Origin of the sequence: Thalassobacillus cyri (assembly GCF_900107755.1) — a bacterium.
In the GTDB taxonomy this organism is placed as follows: domain Bacteria; phylum Bacillota; class Bacilli; order Bacillales; family Halobacillaceae; genus Thalassobacillus; species Thalassobacillus cyri.
Genome location: NZ_FNQR01000002.1, coordinates 36,951 through 57,195, shown reverse-complemented (window position 1 = coordinate 57,195; position 20,245 = coordinate 36,951). Strand labels below are relative to the sequence as shown.

At 44.5% G+C, this 20,245-nt stretch carries 17 protein-coding genes, 2 tRNA genes and 1 other annotated feature; of the genes, 11 read left to right on the top strand and 8 right to left on the bottom strand.

The genetic code is table 11. The features are described from left to right. Positions 1 to 131 precede the first annotated feature (131 nt). The 6 genes from guaB to BLV00_RS02545 all read left to right on the top strand — a co-directional run bounded on the left by guaB (position 132) and on the right by BLV00_RS02545 (position 6,563). Entirely contained in the window at positions 132 to 1,601 is a 1,470-nt protein-coding gene (gene guaB, locus BLV00_RS02570) for an IMP dehydrogenase (protein WP_093042116.1), read from the top strand. A 106-nt stretch (positions 1,602 to 1,707) separates the two neighbouring features. Beyond that, the gene (locus tag BLV00_RS02565; protein WP_245728764.1) at positions 1,708 to 3,039 is read left to right on the top strand and encodes a D-alanyl-D-alanine carboxypeptidase family protein; all 1,332 of its coding nucleotides are present in this window, start codon (positions 1,708 to 1,710) and stop codon (positions 3,037 to 3,039) included. Positions 3,040 to 3,155: 116 nt separating this feature from the next. Then, entirely contained in the window at positions 3,156 to 4,040 is an 885-nt protein-coding gene (gene pdxS, locus BLV00_RS02560; RefSeq protein WP_176791298.1) for a pyridoxal 5'-phosphate synthase lyase subunit PdxS, read from the top strand. Between the two features lie 16 nt (positions 4,041 to 4,056). After that, positions 4,057 to 4,647, top strand: coding sequence for a pyridoxal 5'-phosphate synthase glutaminase subunit PdxT (gene pdxT, locus BLV00_RS02555; protein ID WP_093042113.1), 591 nt, complete (start codon positions 4,057 to 4,059; stop codon positions 4,645 to 4,647). Positions 4,648 to 4,685: 38 nt separating this feature from the next. Continuing rightward, positions 4,686 to 4,905: a binding site (T-box leader), on the top strand. Positions 4,906 to 4,963: 58 nt separating this feature from the next. Beyond that, positions 4,964 to 6,238: a serine--tRNA ligase gene (gene serS / locus BLV00_RS02550; protein ID WP_093042111.1), complete on the top strand. Its 1,275-nt coding sequence runs from the start codon at positions 4,964 to 4,966 to the stop codon at positions 6,236 to 6,238. 232 nt (positions 6,239 to 6,470) lie between these two features. Next, a tRNA-Ser gene (locus BLV00_RS02545) sits at positions 6,471 to 6,563 on the top strand. Positions 6,564 to 6,681: 118 nt separating this feature from the next. Here the strand turns inward: BLV00_RS02545 and BLV00_RS02540 are convergent. Both BLV00_RS02540 and BLV00_RS02535 read right to left on the bottom strand, forming a co-directional pair. Further along, positions 6,682 to 7,368: a deoxynucleoside kinase gene (locus BLV00_RS02540; RefSeq protein WP_093042109.1), complete on the bottom strand. Its 687-nt coding sequence runs from the start codon at positions 7,366 to 7,368 to the stop codon at positions 6,682 to 6,684. Beyond that, entirely contained in the window at positions 7,365 to 8,006 is a 642-nt protein-coding gene (locus tag BLV00_RS02535) for a deoxynucleoside kinase (protein WP_093042107.1), read from the bottom strand. The genes BLV00_RS02540 and BLV00_RS02535 overlap by 4 nt, the downstream gene beginning before the upstream one ends. A gap of 176 nt (positions 8,007 to 8,182) precedes the next feature. Between BLV00_RS02535 and BLV00_RS02530 the strand changes: the two genes are divergently transcribed. Then, a tRNA-Arg gene (locus tag BLV00_RS02530) sits at positions 8,183 to 8,255 on the top strand. A gap of 64 nt (positions 8,256 to 8,319) precedes the next feature. On the opposite strand, the gene BLV00_RS21820 is transcribed toward BLV00_RS02530, so the two are convergent. Both BLV00_RS21820 and BLV00_RS02525 read right to left on the bottom strand, forming a co-directional pair. After that, positions 8,320 to 8,466: a hypothetical protein gene (locus tag BLV00_RS21820; protein ID WP_176791295.1), complete on the bottom strand. Its 147-nt coding sequence runs from the start codon at positions 8,464 to 8,466 to the stop codon at positions 8,320 to 8,322. 75 nt (positions 8,467 to 8,541) lie between these two features. Beyond that, entirely contained in the window at positions 8,542 to 9,510 is a 969-nt protein-coding gene (locus BLV00_RS02525; RefSeq protein ID WP_093042105.1) for a bile acid:sodium symporter family protein, read from the bottom strand. 246 nt (positions 9,511 to 9,756) lie between these two features. Here BLV00_RS02525 and BLV00_RS02520 point away from each other — a divergent pair, with 246 nt between their 5' ends. From BLV00_RS02520 to BLV00_RS02510, 3 genes are read left to right on the top strand one after another with little or no spacing between them, the layout of a single operon-like run. Then, the gene (locus tag BLV00_RS02520) at positions 9,757 to 10,899 is read left to right on the top strand and encodes a CaiB/BaiF CoA transferase family protein (protein ID WP_093042103.1); all 1,143 of its coding nucleotides are present in this window, start codon (positions 9,757 to 9,759) and stop codon (positions 10,897 to 10,899) included. A 21-nt stretch (positions 10,900 to 10,920) separates the two neighbouring features. Continuing rightward, on the top strand, positions 10,921 to 12,123 hold the full coding sequence (locus tag BLV00_RS02515; RefSeq protein WP_093042101.1) for an acyl-CoA dehydrogenase family protein: 1,203 nt from the start codon (positions 10,921 to 10,923) through the stop codon (positions 12,121 to 12,123). An 11-nt stretch (positions 12,124 to 12,134) separates the two neighbouring features. Beyond that, the gene (locus BLV00_RS02510) at positions 12,135 to 13,589 is read left to right on the top strand and encodes an NAD-dependent succinate-semialdehyde dehydrogenase (RefSeq protein ID WP_093042099.1); all 1,455 of its coding nucleotides are present in this window, start codon (positions 12,135 to 12,137) and stop codon (positions 13,587 to 13,589) included. A 264-nt stretch (positions 13,590 to 13,853) separates the two neighbouring features. Here the strand turns inward: BLV00_RS02510 and BLV00_RS02505 are convergent, their stop codons facing one another. Genes BLV00_RS02505 through BLV00_RS02490 form a run of 4 tightly spaced genes read right to left on the bottom strand, consistent with a single transcriptional unit; the run spans position 13,854 to position 19,418 of the window. Continuing rightward, positions 13,854 to 15,017, bottom strand: a complete 1,164-nt coding sequence (locus tag BLV00_RS02505) for a saccharopine dehydrogenase family protein (protein ID WP_093042097.1) — start codon at positions 15,015 to 15,017, stop codon at positions 13,854 to 13,856. 33 nt (positions 15,018 to 15,050) lie between these two features. Further along, entirely contained in the window at positions 15,051 to 16,547 is a 1,497-nt protein-coding gene (locus BLV00_RS02500; protein ID WP_093042095.1) for an aldehyde dehydrogenase family protein, read from the bottom strand. A gap of 33 nt (positions 16,548 to 16,580) precedes the next feature. Next, complete coding sequence (locus BLV00_RS02495; RefSeq protein WP_093042093.1) at positions 16,581 to 18,242, bottom strand: thiamine pyrophosphate-binding protein; 1,662 nt, start codon at positions 18,240 to 18,242, stop codon at positions 16,581 to 16,583. Positions 18,243 to 18,245: 3 nt separating this feature from the next. After that, positions 18,246 to 19,418 (bottom strand): LL-diaminopimelate aminotransferase, encoded by a 1,173-nt coding sequence (locus BLV00_RS02490; protein WP_093042091.1) that lies wholly within the window; start codon positions 19,416 to 19,418, stop codon positions 18,246 to 18,248. Between the two features lie 173 nt (positions 19,419 to 19,591). On the opposite strand from BLV00_RS02490, the gene BLV00_RS02485 reads away from it, so the two are divergent. After that, positions 19,592 to 20,173 carry a cell wall hydrolase gene (locus BLV00_RS02485; RefSeq protein WP_093042089.1) on the top strand — a complete coding sequence of 194 codons (582 nt, stop codon included), beginning with the start codon at positions 19,592 to 19,594 and terminating at the stop codon, positions 20,171 to 20,173. The last annotated feature ends 72 nt before the right edge of the window (positions 20,174 to 20,245 follow it).

Sequence of the window (20,245 nt, the reverse complement as noted above, 5' to 3'; positions counted from 1 at the left end):
CAATTTACTGTTGAAAAAGCTAACATGTTGGCGTATTGTAATTAACAATAAGTAATTACCAACCACCACTACCACTAGCTTAACCCATTTTCACCCAAACTATTTTTACGGAAAAAAGGAGAGGATCGAGCATGCGTGAGGATAAGTTTGCCAAGGAAGGTTTGACGTTTGATGATGTCTTGTTAGTACCGGCTAAATCAGAAATTTTGCCCAGGGACGTGTCCGTAGCTACGGAGCTGTCACCGACATTGAAATTGAATGTCCCGGTCCTGAGCGCGGGAATGGATACGGTTACGGAGGCAAAAATGGCGATTGCGATGGCCCGTCACGGCGGATTAGGGGTCGTCCACAAAAATATGTCGATTGAAGCACAGGCAGAGCGTGTCGATCGTGTGAAACGTTCAGAAAGCGGCGTCATAACCGACCCATTTTATCTGACCCCGGAACACCAGGTATTCGATGCAGAACACCTGATGGGGAAATATCGTATCTCTGGTGTTCCAATCGTAGACAGTGAAGAAAGCCAGCGTTTGGTAGGTATCATCACGAATCGTGACCTTCGCTTCATTGATGACTACTCAATCGCTATTTCAGAAGTGATGACCCGTGAGGATCTAGTGACAGCACCGGTAGGGACTACATTGGAAGAGGCTGGACGGATATTGCAACAGTATAAGATTGAAAAGCTGCCGCTCGTTGATAGCGAGAATGTGCTTAAAGGTTTGATTACCATCAAAGATATTGAAAAAGTAATCGAATTCCCTCATGCAGCGAAGGATGCACAGGGCAGGTTGCTCGTGGCAGCTGCTGTCGGGGTGACAGCCGATGCAATGACCAGAGTGGACAAGCTGGTCGAAGCTGGTGTCGATGCTCTGGTAGTTGATACGGCTCATGGTCATTCACGTGGTGTGTTGGATCAGGTAGAGCGAATCAGGTCGAAACATCAGGATGTCAATATTATTGCCGGGAACGTTGCTACCGCTGAAGCCACCCGAGAGTTGATTGAAGCAGGAGCGAATGTCATTAAAGTGGGCATTGGTCCTGGTTCTATTTGTACTACTCGTGTCGTAGCAGGGGTCGGTGTTCCACAGATTACTGCGGTTTATGATTGTGCCGAAGAAGCTCACAAATATAATGTCTCAGTCATTGCGGATGGAGGAATCAAGTATTCCGGAGATATCGTAAAGGCACTGGCAGCAGGGGCACATGCGGTCATGATCGGCAGTATGTTCGCCGGCGTTTCCGAAAGTCCCGGAGAAACAGAAATTTTCCAGGGCCGTCAATTCAAGGTATATCGAGGCATGGGCAGTGTCGGGGCAATGGAAGCTGGATCCAAAGACCGCTATTTCCAGGATTCCGAAGAGAAAAAGAAGCTAGTGCCAGAAGGTATCGAAGGCCGCGTGCCATATAAAGGACCTTTGGCGGATACGCTGCACCAGCTTGTCGGAGGACTTCGTTCTGGCATGGGGTACTGCGGAACTGCTGATTTGCCGACACTTCGTGAGGAAGGTAAGTTTATCCGCATTACTGGTGCAGGATTACGGGAAAGTCATCCTCATGACGTACAGATTACAAAAGAATCTCCTAACTACTCCATTTAACCTAGATAATTTTTCGTAGACAGGGACTTTTCCCTGTCTATTTTTTTGATTCCTCCTGTGATAAAATAACAAAGATGCATAATTTATACCGTGGAGGTCGAGTAAGTTGAAACAAAAGTTTAAAACATCATGGCTGGTAGTGATGGCAGCAGTGATAACCTTAATTGGGTTTGTACAACCTGGCACTACATACGCTCAAATCGATATTGAGGCGGAATCTGCTATTCTAGTAGACGGAAACAGCGGACAAGTCCTATTCGAAAAAGAAGCAGATTTGGCTTTGCCACCCGCCAGTATGACAAAAATGATGACAGAATACCTGGTATTCGAAGCGATAGAAGAAGGCGACATTACGTGGGAGACAACTACCCGCATCAGTGATTATCCATACAGTATTTCTGCTGATTCCACTTTCTCAGGGGTAGGTTTGAAGCAGAATAAAGATTATACGGTCCGTGAACTGTATGAAGCGATGGCCATCAATTCAGATAATGCGACAACAATCGCTCTGGCAGAACTAATTGCCGGTTCTGAAGGCGAGTTCGTAAAAATGATGAATAAAAAAGCTGAAGAAATGGGATTGAAAGACTATCAGTTTGTCAACTCCACTGGTCTTCCTAATAGTAGTTTAGGAGATAATCATCCAGAAGGTACAAAGCCGGATGCCAACAATTTGATGTCAGCGCGAGCCGCTGCCTTATTGGCTTATCATTTAGTCAATGATTACCCGGAAGCTTTGGAAATTTCAAGTATTACAGAAACAGAATTTGATGGACAGCAAATTCATAACTGGAACTGGATGCTGCCTAATATGCCTGGATATCTTTCTCAATACGGATATAAAGGCATGGATGGTATGAAAACAGGCTATACCGACCTTGCAGGCTATTGCTTTACTGGCACAGCCGAACGGGATAAAAGCCGTTTGATTTCGGTAGTAATGAAAACTGACAGTGAAGAAGCGAGATTTGAAGAAACCCGACGCTTACTTGATTATGGCTTCCAACAGTTTGAACAACAAGAATTATATCCAGCTGGTCATCAAAAAGATGACAAAGCAGATCTTCCGGTAGCTAAAGGGAAAGAAAAGCAGGTAGGAATTGAAACAGGCGAAGCAGTACAAGCTATGATAAAAAATGGTGAAGAAGACAAGTATAAATTGAACTATATTATCTCAGAAGATAAATTGAACGATGAAGGTAAGCTGACCGCCCCTGTTGAAAAGGGGGAGCAAGTCGGTACTGTCGAGCTCGTTTACAATGGTGAAAACTCTTATGGAAACATTCTTGATGGACAGCAGGATGAGAAAAGTATTCCATTAGTAGCAACAGGTGCAGTTGAAAAAGCGAACTGGTTCATGCTGACACTTGGAGCTATCGGTGACTTTTTCGGTGATATTTTCAATAGCGCAGTCGATACCGTCAAAGGCTGGTTCTAAATTGATTCACCTGTGTAGGCATTTGTGTGGAGTTACGTTATAATAATTAAATAGTCCTTGAATTAAACTTTTTGTTGAAGTTAATTATATATGCTAGAAATGGGAGGAAGATGATTATGTCTAAAGTAGGTACTGATTTAGTAAAACGTGGGATGGCAGAGATGCAAAAAGGTGGCGTCATCATGGACGTCGTCAATGCCGAACAAGCAAAAATAGCAGAGGAAGCCGGAGCGGTAGCAGTAATGGCACTGGAACGTGTTCCATCTGATATCCGTGCAGCAGGCGGAGTCGCTCGTATGGCAGACCCGACGATCACGGAAGAAGTATTGAATGCTGTATCTATTCCAGTAATGGCTAAAGCTCGTATCGGTCATATTGTTGAAGCTCGTGTACTAGAATCCATGGGTGTCGACTATATCGATGAAAGTGAAGTGTTGACTCCAGCAGATGATATTTACCATATCAATAAAAGAGATTTCACCGTGCCTTTCGTATGTGGGTGCCGTGATCTCGGTGAAGCAACCCGCCGTATCGGAGAAGGAGCTTCAATGCTTCGTACGAAAGGGGAGCCAGGAACAGGGAATGTTGTTGAAGCGGTAAATCATATCCGTAAAGTACAATCCCAAATCCGCCAGCTTCGTGCGTTGTCTGAAGACGAAGTGATGGTATTTGCTAAAGAAAATGGAGCTCCATTCGAAATTTTAATGCAAATTCGTGAAGAAGGACGTCTTCCAGTCGTAAACTTTGCAGCAGGCGGAGTTGCAACTCCTTCTGATGCAGCTTTAATGATGCAATTAGGAGCAGATGGAGTATTTGTCGGATCTGGTATCTTTAAATCGGACAACCCTGCAAAATTCGCTCGTGCGATTGTTGAAGCGACCACTCATTATGATGACTATAAATTGATTGGCGAACTTTCTAAAGATTTAGGTACAGCGATGGCTGGTATTGAAATGTCCACATTGACTCCAGCAGACCGCATGGCCGACCGCAGCGAATAAAAAGGAGACATGCAGCATGATTAAAATCGGTGTATTAGGACTTCAAGGAGCATTCCGTGAACATGTCCGATCTGTTGAAGCTTCTGGTGCTAAAGGCATCATTGTAAAGCGTGTAGAACAACTGGACGATTTGGACGGTTTAATTATCCCAGGCGGGGAAAGTACAACGATGCGCCGCCTGATTGATAAATATGACTTTCTGGAGCCTTTGCGTCAGTTCGGAAAGCAAGGAAAACCGATTTTTGGCACCTGTGCCGGAATGATTTTGCTTGCTTCTGAAATCGCGGGTTCAGATAATGTCCACCTTGGATTGATGGATATCAAAGTGGAACGTAATGCATTTGGCCGCCAGCGGGAAAGCTTTGAAGCCGATTTGGACATGAAGGGTATAGCAGAAGGGTACAATGCCGTATTCATCCGTGCTCCTTACATTTTGGAAGTAGGGGCGGGCGTTGATGTCCTCGCTACTTATAACGATAAAATAGTCTTAGCACAGCAAGGGCAGTTTTTAGCGTGTGCTTTCCACCCGGAATTGACGGATGACCATCGTTTGACTGCTCATTTCGTCGGAATGGTCGAAAATTCCAAAAAGACACTTGCATCCTAAGATGAAATCCGCTATTCTTTATAAACAACAAAGCTATTTCCAAAGCGATGACAGGAACCAGTAACAAGAAACCTTTTCTTAAGAGAGTCAGTGGTGGCTGAGAACTGATGTGAAGGGCTTGTGAATCCATCCTTGAGCTGATTTGCTGAAATGATCAGTAAGCAAATCCGGTGATTCGCCGTTATAGAAGATGAGCCGGGAGGCATGTTTGCTTCCAATCAGGGTGGTATCGCGGGAATACAAGCTCTCGTCCCTATATTTATAGGGATGAGAGTTTTTTTAATTGATAAAACTAACAAATGAGGAGGAAACTGCCATGTTGGACATGAAATACTTACGCAGCAATTTCGAAGAAGTAAAAAGCAAGCTGAAAAATCGAGGGGAAGATTTATCTGATCTTGATAAGTTCGGTGATCTCGACAGCCGCCGTCGTGAGTTGATTGCAGAAACGGAAGAACTAAAAGCGAAACGTAATGAAGTTTCTAAAGAAATCTCTGTGTTGAAGCGTGAAAAGAAAGATGCCGAGCCCATGATCAAAGAAATGCGGGAAGTGGGAGACAGAGTCAAGGAACTCGACAATGAACTAAAAGAAGTGGAAGAACAGCTGGAAACAATGCTAATGTCTATCCCAAACATTCCGCATGAGAGCGTGCCAGTCGGGGAAGATGAAGACGACAATATCGAAGCAAGAAAATGGGGCGAACAGCTTGACTTTGGCTTCGAAGCCAAGCCGCATTGGGACCTCGCCACCGAGCTTGATATCCTGGATTTTGAACGTGCTTCTAAGACAACAGGAAGCCGGTTCGTATTTTATAAAGGTCTTGGCGCACGGCTCGAGCGTGCGTTGCTCAACTTCATGATGGATCTTCATGCAGATGAACATGGCTACGAGGAAATGCTGCCACCATATATGGTCAACCGTACAGCGATGACAGGTACCGGCCAGCTGCCTAAATTCGAAGAAGATGCATTCCGTATCGCTGACTGGGATTACTTCCTCGTACCAACAGCAGAAGTACCAGTGACGAACTACCATCGGGAAGAAATTCTGGATGCAGAATCCCTGCCAAAAAAATATGTAGCTTTCAGTGCTTCTTTCCGTTCTGAGGCAGGATCTGCCGGGCGTGATACACGCGGTTTGATCCGTCAGCATCAATTCAATAAAGTGGAGCTTGTCCAGTTCTGTAAACCGGAAGAGTCTTATGAGGTTTTAGAAGAGCTCACAGCCAATGCAGAAAAAGTACTGCAGTTATTGAAGCTTCCATACCGTGTCATGAGCATGTGTACAGGAGATCTTGGCTTCACAGCGGCTAAGAAATATGACATCGAAGTTTGGCTGCCAAGCTATAACACCTATCGTGAAATCAGCTCTTGCTCTAACTTTGAAGACTTCCAGGCTCGTCGTGCAGGTATTCGTTTCCGGCGCGATGCAAAAGGAAAACCGGAATTCGTTCATACCTTGAATGGCTCCGGGCTGGCAATCGGACGGACTGTTTCAGCTATTTTAGAAAATTACCAGCAGGAAGATGGAACGATTGTCATTCCCGAAGTACTACGTCCATATATGGGCGGCAAAGAAGTCATCAAATAAAGTGACAAAAACGAGCCTGAGATTGTTTCAGGCTCGTTTTTAATAACAAAAAGGATACTTTTCGAAAAGGAAGACATGGTCCCCTTTCCGCGGAAAGCGAGTTGTTTTCCTGCCTGCTTTTTCTATAAAAGACATAACCTTCATGGCTTAATTATCACAAAATTTAATCTTTTGGGTTTTGCGTTGACAGTAGGAGGAGGGGCATGATATATTTTTATTTGTTGGACAAGACGGAGGAGTACCCAAGTCCGGCTGAAGGGAGCGGTCTTGAAAACCGCCAGGGGGTTTACGCCCCGCGGGGGTTCGAATCCCTCCTCCTCCGCCATTTCTTACAAACAAAGCGCATAAAATTTGGAGATTATATAAAAAGTCGTTGCCCCTGGGCAGCGGCTTTTTTCTTTCTTCCAACAAAAAAAAGAAAGCCCTCGAGGGGCTTTCTGTAGTTATTTTGTCAGTAAACGGCTGGACCGCCATTTGCGTGACTGATTGATGAAATGGCCGATCTTTTCTAAGACAGGCTCGATGCTGTTTTCATCATTGATGACATCGTAGTCCGCAATATTCAACCGTAGGATCGGGCAGGAATTGAAATTATCAATCCAACTTTCATAACGCTGGAACATTTCTTCCCAGTAAGAAACCGGTGTCTGCTGTTCCATCGGACGGCCACGATCTTGAATGCGTTCTAAGATGTCTTCAAAAGAACCTTCTAAATAAATCAATAAATCCGGGTGAGGAAAATAAGGTGTCATTACCATGGCATCAAATAGATTGGTGTACGTTTCATAATCGGTTTCAGACATTGTCCCTTTTTCATAATGCATACGAGCGAAAATACCCGTATCCTCGTAGATGGAACGGTCCTGAATGAACCCGCCGCCATATTCGAAAATCTTTTTCTGCTCTTTAAAACGTTCGGCCAGAAAATAGATTTGCAGATGGAAGCTCCAACGTTCAAAGTCATAATAGAATTTATCTAAGTAAGGATTTGTTTCCACTTTTTCTAATGAAGTACGGAAATTCAAAGCGTTAGCCAGTGCATTGGTCATCGTCGACTTTCCGACACCGACAGTGCCGGCGATTGTGATGACACTATCATGAGGGATGCCGTGACGTTCTCTTGCGTTCATGTAATAACTTCTCCTTTATATAGGTGATGTTCGACCTGGTCGAGAATATAGCGAAGATCATCCTGATGTTTGACAAAGTCCAGTTTGTCACCATCGATGCGGATTACTGGAATCTCAGGATGGGTCATCTCAAAATGATTCATGAATTCTTCATAATCGCGGGACAGTTGTTCCAGATAGGAAGGCTGAATATTCGCTTCTACCCCGCGGTTACGTATACGAATTCGCTCAAGAAGGGTATCAAGGCTCGCATCAAGATAAACCATCATGTTTGGACGTGGCATATCGTGGGTCAAAATATCATAAATTTGAGTATACTTTTCAAATTTTTGACTCGGCAAGGTACGTCGTGCAAAAATCATATTCTTGGTGATATGGTAATCAGCCACAACGGGCTTGTTATACTGTAAGTATTTGGTTTCTATATCTTCAAGCTGTTTGAACCGATTGCATAGAAAAAACATTTCCGTTTGAAAACTCCACTCTTCAATGTCATCATAAAACTTTCCTAAGAATGGATTCTCCTCTACGATTTCCTGTAATAAATGAAAATCAAAATGGGAGGCGATTTTTTTAGACAGCGATGTTTTTCCGACTCCAATCGGCCCTTCTACAGCAACAAAAGGAAGTTGTCCCATCTCTTCTCCTCCTTACCCAACAATAAGAGACATAATTCGATACGTTCAGACAGACAGCTTATATTTTACCACACAAATAGCAGGAGTGGACAGGTATTGATGGAATTAGGAAACATGAAATCTTTTCAAATCACGATATCTTTTGTATAATATACTTTGTGCTTGAAAAACATCATGCCCCCGTAGCTCAGGGGATAGAGCATCGGTTTCCTAAACCGTGTGCCGCAGGTTCGAATCCTGCCGGGGGCGTCCCTATAGAAAAGCGCCGCATTCAACGTTGAATGCGGCGCTTTTTTCATAGTATATCGATCATTCATCGATGTGTGTAAGCAATAAGGATGACTGGTTCATTGGTATAGGCTTTCAATTTTTGTTCCAAGTCCTGGACCTCTCTTAACATTTGTTCATTAAGAATTGCAGTATTATACTCTTCCATCCCTCTCAATTGTTCTTCCAGCATCGTTTAACCTCTTTCCTAAAGTGGAGTTGCACTTAGGTTGTGCAATGGGACTAGAAAGTACTCATTGTCTTCCCATCAGCTGGCACTGAATTTCTCTTGCGACAACACTGCAGACTCCCGTTCTTTTTGCTTACGGTAAATCGTTGCAATGATTGGACCGGAAATATTATGCCAAACGCTGAAGATTGCACTTGGCACTGCAGCTAACGGACTGAAATGAGCGGCTGCAAGTGTTGCACCAAGTCCAGAATTTTGCATGCCAACTTCAATAGAGATAGCGCGTTGTTTCGCGGGTTCCATTCCCATCATTTTTCCGAGCCCCAGGCCAATCAAATAACCGAGCACATTGTGCAGGACGACGATCGCAAAGATAAGTGCTCCTGTAGTTGCAATTTGCTGCTGGTTAGCACCAACAACTGCGGCAACAATTGCCACGATGGCAATAACAGAGATCACTGGAAATGCTTTTAACCCGCCTTCAACCTTATTACCGAGTATAGCTTTGACAATAATGCCGAGTATAATCGGGATTAATACGATTTTTACAATGGACATGAATAGAGCTCCTGGAGAAACAGGCAGCCATCTGCTGGCGAATAGCAATACCAACAATGGGGTGAAAACTGGCGCAAGCAGGGTTGATACAGATGTAATGGCAACAGAAAGTGCCGTATCTCCTTTTGACAAATAGGTCATCACATTCGAAGAAGTACCTCCTGGACAGCAACCGACGAGAATGACTCCAGCGGCTACCTGAGGTGAAACTGGTAGAGCTGCAGCAAGGATAGATGCTAAAACCGGCATGATCAAAAACTGTGCTCCTACACCTATGGCGACGTCTTTTGGCCGTCTGAAGACCTCCTTAAAATCTTTCATGGAAAGTGTCAAACCCATACCGAACATGATAATGCCTAATAATGGCATGATGTATGGAACTATCCAGGTGAAAGCTGGCGGATAAAGGAATGATACGATTGCAAATAGGATCACCCAGACAGCGAATGTACTACCGACAAAGCTGCTTACTTTCTCTAATGTTTTCAATGCTCTCACTTCCTTTTGATAAATTAATTTTTGATTATACTCTATCATCTGAAAAATCTAAACCTTTTTTAAATAAATAATTTAAAGCATTAATGCTTTTCTTGATAAAAGCTATAGAGTAAAGGTTTTCTTTGTTTCTTTTTGGACATGTTCTGAGATGCAAAATCATAACTATTAAGTAAGCGCCTGAAACAACGTATGGTCATAGGAAACACAGCTTTTAAAGAAGTGAGGTGATTGGGAGTAATGAAGAGCGCACTATCTGGTATTAAAGTGCTCGATCTCTCGAGAGTGCTGGCGGGACCCTATTGTACGATGATTCTTGGGGATCTGGGGGCGGAGGTTGTGAAAGTTGAAGCTCCGGGAGGCAGTGATGAAACAAGGAAGTGGGGACCACCTTTCCAGGAGGGTATCAGCGCCTATTATTTATGTACGAATCGCAATAAGAAATCCATCACCATTAATTTGAAAAGTGAACAAGGAAAAAAACAGATCATGGACTTAGTCCGTGATTTTGATGTGGTCATCCATAACTTCAAAGCGGGGACGATGGAGCGGCTGGGACTAGGATACGATGCTTTGAAAGATATAAATCCCAGACTTGTCTATTGTGGGATAACGGGATTCGGAGAGACAGGCCCTTATAAAGACCTTCCAGGATATGATTTTATCATCCAGGCGATGAGTGGGTTGATGAGTATTACTGGGGATGAGACGTCAGGACCACAAAAAGTCGGGATAGCTATTACCGATGTGCTGACCGGACTTTATGCCTGTATCGGCATCCAGGCTGCTTTATTAGAAAGAAACCAGTCTGGGACAGGCCAAAAAGTCGATCTTGCTTTATATGACACAGCCGTCAGTTCCCTGGTCAATATCGCCGGTAATTACTTGATGTCGGGAAAAATACCAAAGCGTTTGGGCAACAATCATGCCAATATTGTTCCTTACCAAACCTTCCGTACGGCAGATGGTGAAATGGTAGTGGCAGTGGGGAATGACCGTCAATTCCAGCGATTATGCGATCTGTTACAACTGTCTGAAATAGCTTTGGATGATTGTTTTTCCACCAACCCGGCTCGTGTTGAAAATCGGGAAGAACTGAGAAATATCTTACAAGCAGCCTTCCTAAAACATCCAGCCTTCTATTGGAAAAGAAAGCTGGATAAAGCCCTCATACCATGCGGGCCAATTCAAAACTTAAAAGTGTTATCTAATGATCCCCAATTAGCTGCCAGGGAGATGTTCTTTTCCATGCACCATCCAAAAGCCGGTGAGATAAAGCTTGTCGGGAGTCCATTGAAGCTGTCCAGGACACCTGTTTCCTATCGGTATCATCCCCCTGAAGCAGGCGAGCACCAACAGGAGTTTTTAGAGGGTGAAGAGTAAAAAAAACTGGAGGATAAACGTATGAATTTTAACTTTACGGAAGAGCAGCAATTATTACGTAAAATGACACGTCAGTTCGTTGATAAGGAAATCATCCCGTATATGCAGGAGTGGGACGAGCAAGGTCGTTTCGATTCTGGCGTTTTAACCAAATTGGCGGACTTAGGGTTGATGGGGGTTTGTATTCCTGAGGTTTATGGCGGAAGTGGGATGGACTATAATTCTCTCGCTATCGTTTGTGAAGAATTAGAAAGAGGGGATACTGCTTTTCGTACCGCCGTATCGGTCCATACCGGCCTGAATAGTCTAACTTTATTGCAATGGGGGACCGAGGCGCAAAAACAAAAGTACCTTGTCTCACAAGCAAAAGGCAAGAAAATAGGAGCATTCGGGCTGACAGAACCAGGGGCAGGGTCTGATGTAGCCGCACTGCAAACAACGGCTGTTAATAAGGGCGATCATTATGTATTGAATGGGCAAAAAACATGGATATCGCTATGCGATACAGCCGATCACTTTATTGTTTTTGCCTATACCGATAAAAGTAAAAAGCATCACGGTATATCGGCTTTTATTGTTGAACGCAGCACCCCGGGCTTTTCTTCGAAAGCTACAAAAGGAAAGCTGGGAATACGGGCAGGCAATACAGGAGAACTTTTCTTTGAAGATATGAAGGTTCCTGCTGAAAACTTGCTTGGTAAAGAAGGAGACGGGTTCAAAATAGCCATGTCCGCATTAGATAATGGCCGTTTTACAGTCGCGGCTGGAGCATGTGGATTGATTATGGCCTGTATGGAGGCCAGTGTCGATTATTGTCATGAACGAAAAACGTTTGGCCATGAAATTGGAAAACATCAATTAGTACAACAAATGATCGCTAATATGGAAGCGGGCCTGCAGATGAGCCGGCTTCTCGTTTACCGGGCCGGTGAGTTGAAAAATCAAGGGAAGCGAAATACTAGGGAAACGTCTCTTGCCAAATGGCAAGCCTGTGATTTTGCCAATAGAGCTGCAGATGATGCGGTGCAAGTTCACGGTGCTTATGGTTATTCGAATGAATATCCAGTTGAACGTCATCTGCGAAATTCGAAAGCACCGGTAATCTATGAAGGAACCAGGGAAATCCATACGATCATGCAAGCCCAATATGTGCTCGGTTACCGGAAGGATAAGCCTTTGGATCATATGTTGCCAGCCTGGCCTTATGAACCAGATGAACAATAGGAGGTTATAGATTGATCACTTTTGATAATTATGTGCCTAGTATTTATATCAATGGCAGGTGGAAAAGCGCTTCTTCACGGAAAAAAACCCCCGTACGCAATCCAGCGACCTGGGATATCCTTACCCATGTATCTTATGGTGATGAGGTTGATACAAAGAATGCTATTGAAGCTGCCGGTGAAGCCAAGGAAGGATGGGCGTCACTATCACCCAGAAAACGCTCCAATATCCTATACCGGGCCTATCAATTGATGGAAGAAAATGCTGAGCGCATAGCGGCAGTCCTTACAATGGAACAAGGAAAGCCCTTGCGGGAAGCGAAGGGAGAAATCAAATCAGCTGCCAGTTTCTTATTATGGTATGCAGAAGAAGCGAATCGCCTATATGGAGAATGGATTCCATCATCCATCGAATCGAAACGACTGTCTGTCATTCCACAGCCTGTCGGAGTTGTGGGTGCTATTACCCCATGGAATTTTCCGGCATCGATGATTACCCGGAAAGTTGCTCCTGCTTTGGCAGCGGGCTGCACCGTTGTATTGAAGCCGGCTTCTGAAACACCATTGACAGCGATCGAGATCGTTAAAATTCTGGAAAAAGCAGGAGTGCCCGATGGTGTGGTTAATCTGGTGACCGGGAACTCTGCCAAAATAGGGGATGCTTTATTGCACCATGAAGCTGTCCGGTTGATTACATTCACTGGTTCTACAGAAGTTGGAAAGCATTTAATGCGTGAAAGTGCCGACCAGGTAAAAAAGTTGTCTCTGGAGCTTGGCGGGCATGCTCCAATCATCATTTTTGCTGACGCTGACCTAGAGAAGGCTGCTGAAATGACGTTAGCAAGCAAGTTCCGGAACAGTGGCCAGACATGTATTTGCGCAAACCGGGTTTATGTAGAAGACAAAATCTGGGATAATTTTAAAAAAGTACTGGTCGAAAAGGTCGAAGCAATGAGGCTTGGCGACGGTCTGGGCGACGATGTAGATATGGGGCCATTGATCAATGAAGGAGCTACCGAAAAAGTGCACGAGCAAGTAAAGGATGCGGTTGCAAAAGGAGCCGAGGTCGCATGTGGCGGCAACATTTGGGAAGGTACAGACAAGGGACATTATTATTTGCCGACCGTTCTTTCTGATGTCAGGAACGATATGCTAGTCATGAAAGAAGAAACATTCGGGCCAATATTACCGCTTCAGTCATTTACAAGTGAAGAAGAAGCCATTAGAGCTGCCAATGACAGCGAATATGGCCTGGCTGCTTACTTTTTCACGAAAAATCTGGATAGATCTGTCCGGGTCGCTGAAAAGCTGGACTATGGGATCATCGGCATTAATGATGTATTTCCTGCCGTAGCAGAAGCACCTTTTGGTGGTATCAAACAATCAGGCATAGGTAAAGAGGGTGGGCACCATGGCATCCATGAATACGTGGAGTTGAAATATATATCCATGGGAATTGAAAACTGAAAGCTGAAAAACCTCCGTATTTACCGGAGGTTTTTTGTTTACTAAACAGAAGGGATATCCAGTAAAATTCAGGCAATGTTTAGTTGAATTGTCTGATATACAGGGTTTTTGTCGAATAAAATGATGTGACTGCCATTTAGAAAAAAATTTTATCAATGTAAAGGGGCTTGACTGTAAAACCAACATGGATATGTACACACAGCCATCAACTTTAAAAGCAGCCGAACCACCTGGATAGGTGATTGGCTGCTTGTTAATGTTGTATTATTGTGCGTCCTCCACATACTTCTTTTCCAGTATGTTTACACCACGTTTTGCCATCTCATCTATATAAATATTTCCCGGGACGATTTGTTCTGGAGGATAGACCCCGCGCTTTTCAATGATACCTTTTCCAAGCATTTGAGCGACAACGGATATCGAATTAGCTGTAGCTCGAGCCATAGCAGTTACATTGTTTTTACGGTCTTTGAACGTCGTCATTTCATAAGAGTAGGTAGTGGATCGGCCTTTTTTATCGCCAGAAACAAGTACACGTAAAAGGACGGCGTCATCTTTGTCTTTCAAGTCGACGATAGGATCCAATACCTTTAATAAGACTTCTCTTGGGCTGACATCATTGCCGTTGACATCGACATAATAATCATTCTTTGTCAGGTTTAAGTCTACCAGCAGACCGAATTTTTCTGCATGACCAGGGTAGCGGATGGTTTTATATTCTAAGGTATCTAAGTATGGGTAAGAATAAGATAATGTCGATGTACCCCCGGCGGTATGAAAGGCTTCTAATGGTCCGAATTTTTCAAAATAAATTCTCTCGATTTCTGATAAAGAAGGGATTTCCTGTTTCATGCCATTACGAATAATCAAAGCAGGGTCGGTATAATGATCGAAGACACCTTCCATCGAAAATACATGATTATATTCAAATGGAGGCTCGGCTTGGACAGGGATACCTCCGACGTATAGCCTGATCGACTTTGCCTGATCCAGCTTACTTACTCCATAACCTGACAAAATATTTATCATGCCAGGTGCTACGCCTAAGTCCGGGATTAAGGTTACACCGGCAGCTTTTGCCTGATCTCTCAGTTGTAAGACTCGGTCCGTCATATGGCCGATATGGCCTCCCAAATCGACAGAATGGACACCGGCTTCAATCGCTTTTTTAGCTACAATTTCATTAAAGGAATAAAAAAGTGCATTGATTACCACGTCATAATCACGAATGAAGTTCCCTAGTTCTGTTTCATTGCTGGCGTCAAGCTGGGCAGCTCCAAGTAATGGACTGTTCAATTGTCTGCATGCTTGCTTTGCTTTCTGATAGTCGACATCAGCAAGCGCTACTTTGGTGACGCCCGGACTTTGCACTAAGTCACGGGCGGCTTCCTTTCCCATCAAACCAGAACCTAATACAGCTACTTTCATTGAAAAACCTCCTTCACATGCTAGAAAAATCCTCTATGCTTCTATATCGATCTGAGCACGCTGTAATTTTCCGCTGAAATCGACATACACGCTTTTCCATTCTGTGAATACATCAAGTGCTGCTAATCCTGAATCCCGGTGACCGTTTCCAGTTCCTTTTGTCCCCCCGAATGGGAGGTGGATTTCAGCACCAATTGTTCCTGCGTTGACGTAGACGATTCCTGTATCTAAATCGCGCTGGGCTGCGAATACCTGGTTGACGTTCTGGGTAAAAATTGAGCTCGATAATCCGTAGCTTACTTCATTATTGATTTCAATGGCTTCTTCTAAGCTATCTACTTCAATCAAGGATACGACAGGACCGAAGATTTCCTCTTTGGCAATCCGCATCGTCCGATCGACATCGGTAAATAGGGTAGGAGCATAATAATAGCCATTATTGTCTTTTTCGTCATGGAGCGTATATCCACCAGCCAGCAGCATAGCTCCTTCTTGTCTCCCAATTTGTACATAGCGGTCGATTTTCTCCAATGCACCCTGATTGATAATAGGGCCGACCTTGATTGATTCATCCAGTCCATTTCCGATCGTAAGTTTTTCCATTTCTGTCAGAAGACGCTCTGTCAGTTCTTCTTTCACATCTTTATGGACAATCACCCGGCTGCATGCGGTACAACGTTGCCCGCTAGTCCCGAAAGCACTCCATAATATCCCTTCGACAGCTAACGACAGATCAGCATCATCCATAACGATGACCGCATTTTTCCCACCCATTTCCAAAGAGACCTTCTTCAATTTCATTCCGCATTTACCAGCGATATTACGCCCGGTTTCATTTGATCCGGTAAAAGAAATGACACGGATATCATCATCAGCTACCATCGCTTCTCCAACATCCGATCCAGAACCGAACACGACATTCAATACACCATTCGGCAGTCCGGCTTCTTCAAAGATTTTGGCAAGCTCATAGGCCATGATTGGTGTTTCGGTAGCTGGTTTCCAGATGACCGCATTTCCCGCTACAATCGCCGGGAATGATTTCCACGTCGCGATGGCAATTGGAAAATTCCAGGGTGTGATAATACCGACAACACCCACTGGAGCCCGGACACTCATCGCAAATTTGTTTTTCAGTTCGGATGGGGTAGTCTGTCCGAATAGGCGCCGTCCTTCGCCAGCCATATAAAACGCCATATCGATGCCTTCCTGGACTTCGCCTCGTGCTTCTTCCAGCACCTTACCGTTTTCCATCGTCAAAAGTTTGGCCAGGTGTTCTTTTCTTTCTTTCATCATGCTTCCAACGCGGTATAACAGCTCTGCCCGTTGTGGAGCAGGTATCAGTGCCCATCTTTTTTGTGCTTTTTTAGCCGATTTAACTGCTGCTTTTACATCATTATCCGAAGATAACGGCACTTTCGTAATGGTTTGTCCTGTCGCCGGGTTCACAACAGCCGTATAATTGTTTCTGTCCGGAAGCACCCATTCCCCATCAATATAATTGACCAGCTTTTTCTCGATATCGACCATGATCGACACCCTCCCTATAAAAAATTATCTGGTTTAGTGTTTTCTTAAATCTTCGATTGTCCGCTTAGCTGAAATTTGATTCTGATCCATCGGCACTTCAATGACAGTAGGGCGGTCATTTTTAACCGCCTTACTTAAGACATATTTAAAATCCTCGAGACTATTCACAAAAAAACCATCGGCTTCTATGCTTTTGGCTATCTGGGAAAATTGCACGGAGCCTAACTCAGTTCCAGATACTCGCCGGGGAAAATGGATTTCCTGATGCATCCGAATCGTGCCATACATCCGGTTGTTGAACACAATACTGATGATGGGAATGTTATAACGCACTGCCGTTTCCAGTTCCTGTATCGTCATCATGAAACCGCCATCTCCTGATAAGGACACGACCGTTTTTTCCGGGCAGGCGAGCTTGACACCTAATGCTGCAGGCATGCCATATCCCATTGCACCGGAAGTCGGTCCGACATAGGTTTGTTTATGCTTGAATTGATAGTAGGAGTGGAGCCAGCCTGCGAAGTTTCCGGCATCATTCGTGATGACCGTATTCGCGGGCAGCAGCTCCTGCATACAGGAAATTACCTGATTGTTCGTGATCGTGGTGCTGTGATCTATTTTCATTTGAGAAGCAGTTTCGTAGCACTGTCTTCGTTCCCGTATCCAGTCTCCCCAGCCAGGGTTCGTTTTTTGTTGTGGTAATAAGGCATGCAAAGCTTGCTTCAAGTCAGCTACAATACCAAGGTCAGGAGCAAATGATTTACCTAGAACGGAAGGCGTAATATCGATATGAATCAATGTCTGAGCGGGTGAAATAATGGAATAATCCTGTGTCGTCACTTCTGATAGACGCGTTCCCAATGCCATGATCACGTCTGCTTGTCTGACCGTTTCCAAAACCTTAGGGTTTGTCCCTAAACCGAGGTGACCTACATACAAAGGGTGGTCATTAGGAAATACATCCTGTCTGCGAAAAGCAGATAAGACAGGAAGCTGGTTTTTTTCAGCAAACGCCAGCAGTTTTTCTTCTGCTTTCGCATGTTTCACTCCTCCTCCGGCGATGATCAGAGGCTTTTTAGACTGCTGAAGTTGGTCCATAAGGGCATCGATTTCTTTTGGGGAAGGAGCCGGTGCCGGTTTCATGACAGGAGGCCCGAACTGCATATTTTGCTTTGTCCGCAGCATGTCTTCTGGGAGAGACACGACGACAGGACCGGGTCTTCCTGTTTGAGCAATACGGAAAGCTCGTTGGATCAGCTCCGGTACCCGTTCAGCATGAGTAATTTCAACAGCCCATTTGGTGATAGGCTGAAAGAATTGGACAAGATCGACTTCCTGGAAACCTTCTCTTCCTAAAAATTTGCTGTCTACTTGGCCTAAAAACACAACCATGGGGGTGGAATCCTGGTAAGCAGTATGCACACCTATGGATAAATTGGCTGCCCCAACGCCACGTGTCGCCATGACGACCCCTGGCTTGCCACTGGCTTTGGCATATCCTTCCGCCATGAAGGAAGCGCCACCTTCATGGCGCGCGGAAATCAAATCCATGCTCGGCTCTTCATAAATCTCATCTAACACAGGCAGATAACTTTCACCAGGTACACAAAACACCTTAGTGATTCCTTCAATTTTTAAACAGGTGACAACCCCTTTGGCACCAGTCATCAAAGCTGATTGGTTTGATGATTTCATGGATCAACTCTCCTTGGGATTCCATACTTTCATTCGGTCGGCTGCTTCCTGCAGCCGTTTAGTATCTACGGATAACGAAATCCGGAAATAATTATCTCCTGAAGGCCCGAAGGCGATTCCAGGTGTAAGGATGACTCCTGCTTCTTCCAGCACCTTTTCTACAAAGCTGGCAGAGGTGAAACCCTCTGGAACTGGTGCCCAGATGAAAAATGTTCCTTTAGGTTTGGACACCTCAATCCCAATATTTCGTAATGCATCCAGCATAATCGTCATCCGTTTTTCATAAATAGAGACATTCTCTTTTACAGCGGAGAAGTCACTGCGCAGTGCAGTCGCTCCAGCTTTTTGAATCGGCAGGAACTGACTGGTGTCGGTATTGCTTTTTACAATGGATAGGGCCTTGACTAACTCTTTGTTACCGACAACATAGCCGATTCGCCAGCCTGTCATATTAAAGCTTTTTGATAAGGAACCGAATTCTACTGCTACCTCTTTGGCTCCGCGGCTTTGCAGTACACTCGGTGCCTGATAACCATCGAAGGTCACAGCGCTGTAAGCCGCATCATGAAGGAAGGCCAATTTATGTTTCCTGGCAAAATCGATCGCCTGGTCAAATGTCGACACATCAACAGTTGCTGCTGTCGGGTTGCTGGGGTAGTTCAAAAACATGACAGAGGCAGCATCCCTAACATCTGCTGGAACCTTATGGAATTCAGGCTGGTAGCCATTATTAGCATCAAGCGGCAGATAAGCCGGTTTACCGCCTGCTAAATGGACGGCAGAACGATAAACAGGATAGCCGGGGTCTGGAATAAGGGCTGTGTCACCTGGGTTCAATACTGTCATGGCCATATGGGCAATGCCTTCTTTTGAACCAATTAACGCAAGCACCTCTGTGTCAGGATCCAGCTCGACATGATAGGTTTTTTTATAAAAATCTGCGACAGCTTGCCGGAATTCTTTGCACCCATTGTAGGAGGAGTAGATATGGTTGTCCGGTTTCTGCACTTCGGCAACCAGCCTGTTGATAATGAAAGAAGGGGTCGGCAAGTCTGGGGCACCGATGCCTAAATCAATCACGTCGACTCCTCTGGCTTCCAGCTCCTTTTTCTTTTGTTGAAAGATAGAGAATAAATATGGAGGTAAACTAGTGACACGATCAGCTATTGGCGGCAAATCATCCTCCCCTTTGACAATCAAATATAGTTCATTATATGAGGGAGCATGTCCAATTTATGTTTGAAAGTGGGAGATAATAGCTGGATGGTAAAATTGGCAATAAATTTATAATGAATGATTACTAGAGGCGTGTTAGATTGTAGTGGATGAATTTTGAAGGAGGTTTTGATATGACGATCAAGAAACTGATAATTTCATCCCTGACGGCTATCATGGCATTGACTGCAGCAATTCCTGCAAATGCCGCAAGTGGCGAGGGCCATACCGTCAAAGAAGGAGAGTCTCTATATAAAATTGGAACTAAATATGGAGTTTCCGTTGTTGATATCAAAAAAGCGAATGGAAGAGAAAATCACCATATAAACCCAGGTGAACAGTTGACGATTCCTGTCACTGTCACTGACGCAGAAAAAGATGTACTTGCCAGGTTAGTAGAAGCTGAAGCAAAAGGTGAATCTTACGGAGGAAAAGTGGCTGTCGCTGCCGTGGTATTGAACCGCGTCGATAGCAAAGAATTCCCTGACACGATTAAAGATGTCATCTATGACGGCTATCAATTCTCCCCTGTTTTGAATGGCACCATCAGCCAGCCAGCAAGTGAAGAGTCCAAGCAAGCAGTTCGTGAAGCTATCGCGCATCATGGGCTCGGTAGTGGTTCCTTGTACTTTTTCAATCCAGACAAAGCAGATAATGCCTTCTTAAATCAAAGAGAAGTGACGACTATCATCGGAAACCACGTTTTTGCACGATAAAATCTTCAAACAAAAAGGCTGCCGCACAGGAAAATGAACCTGCGCGGCAGCCTTTTATTGGTTAGGAAATTA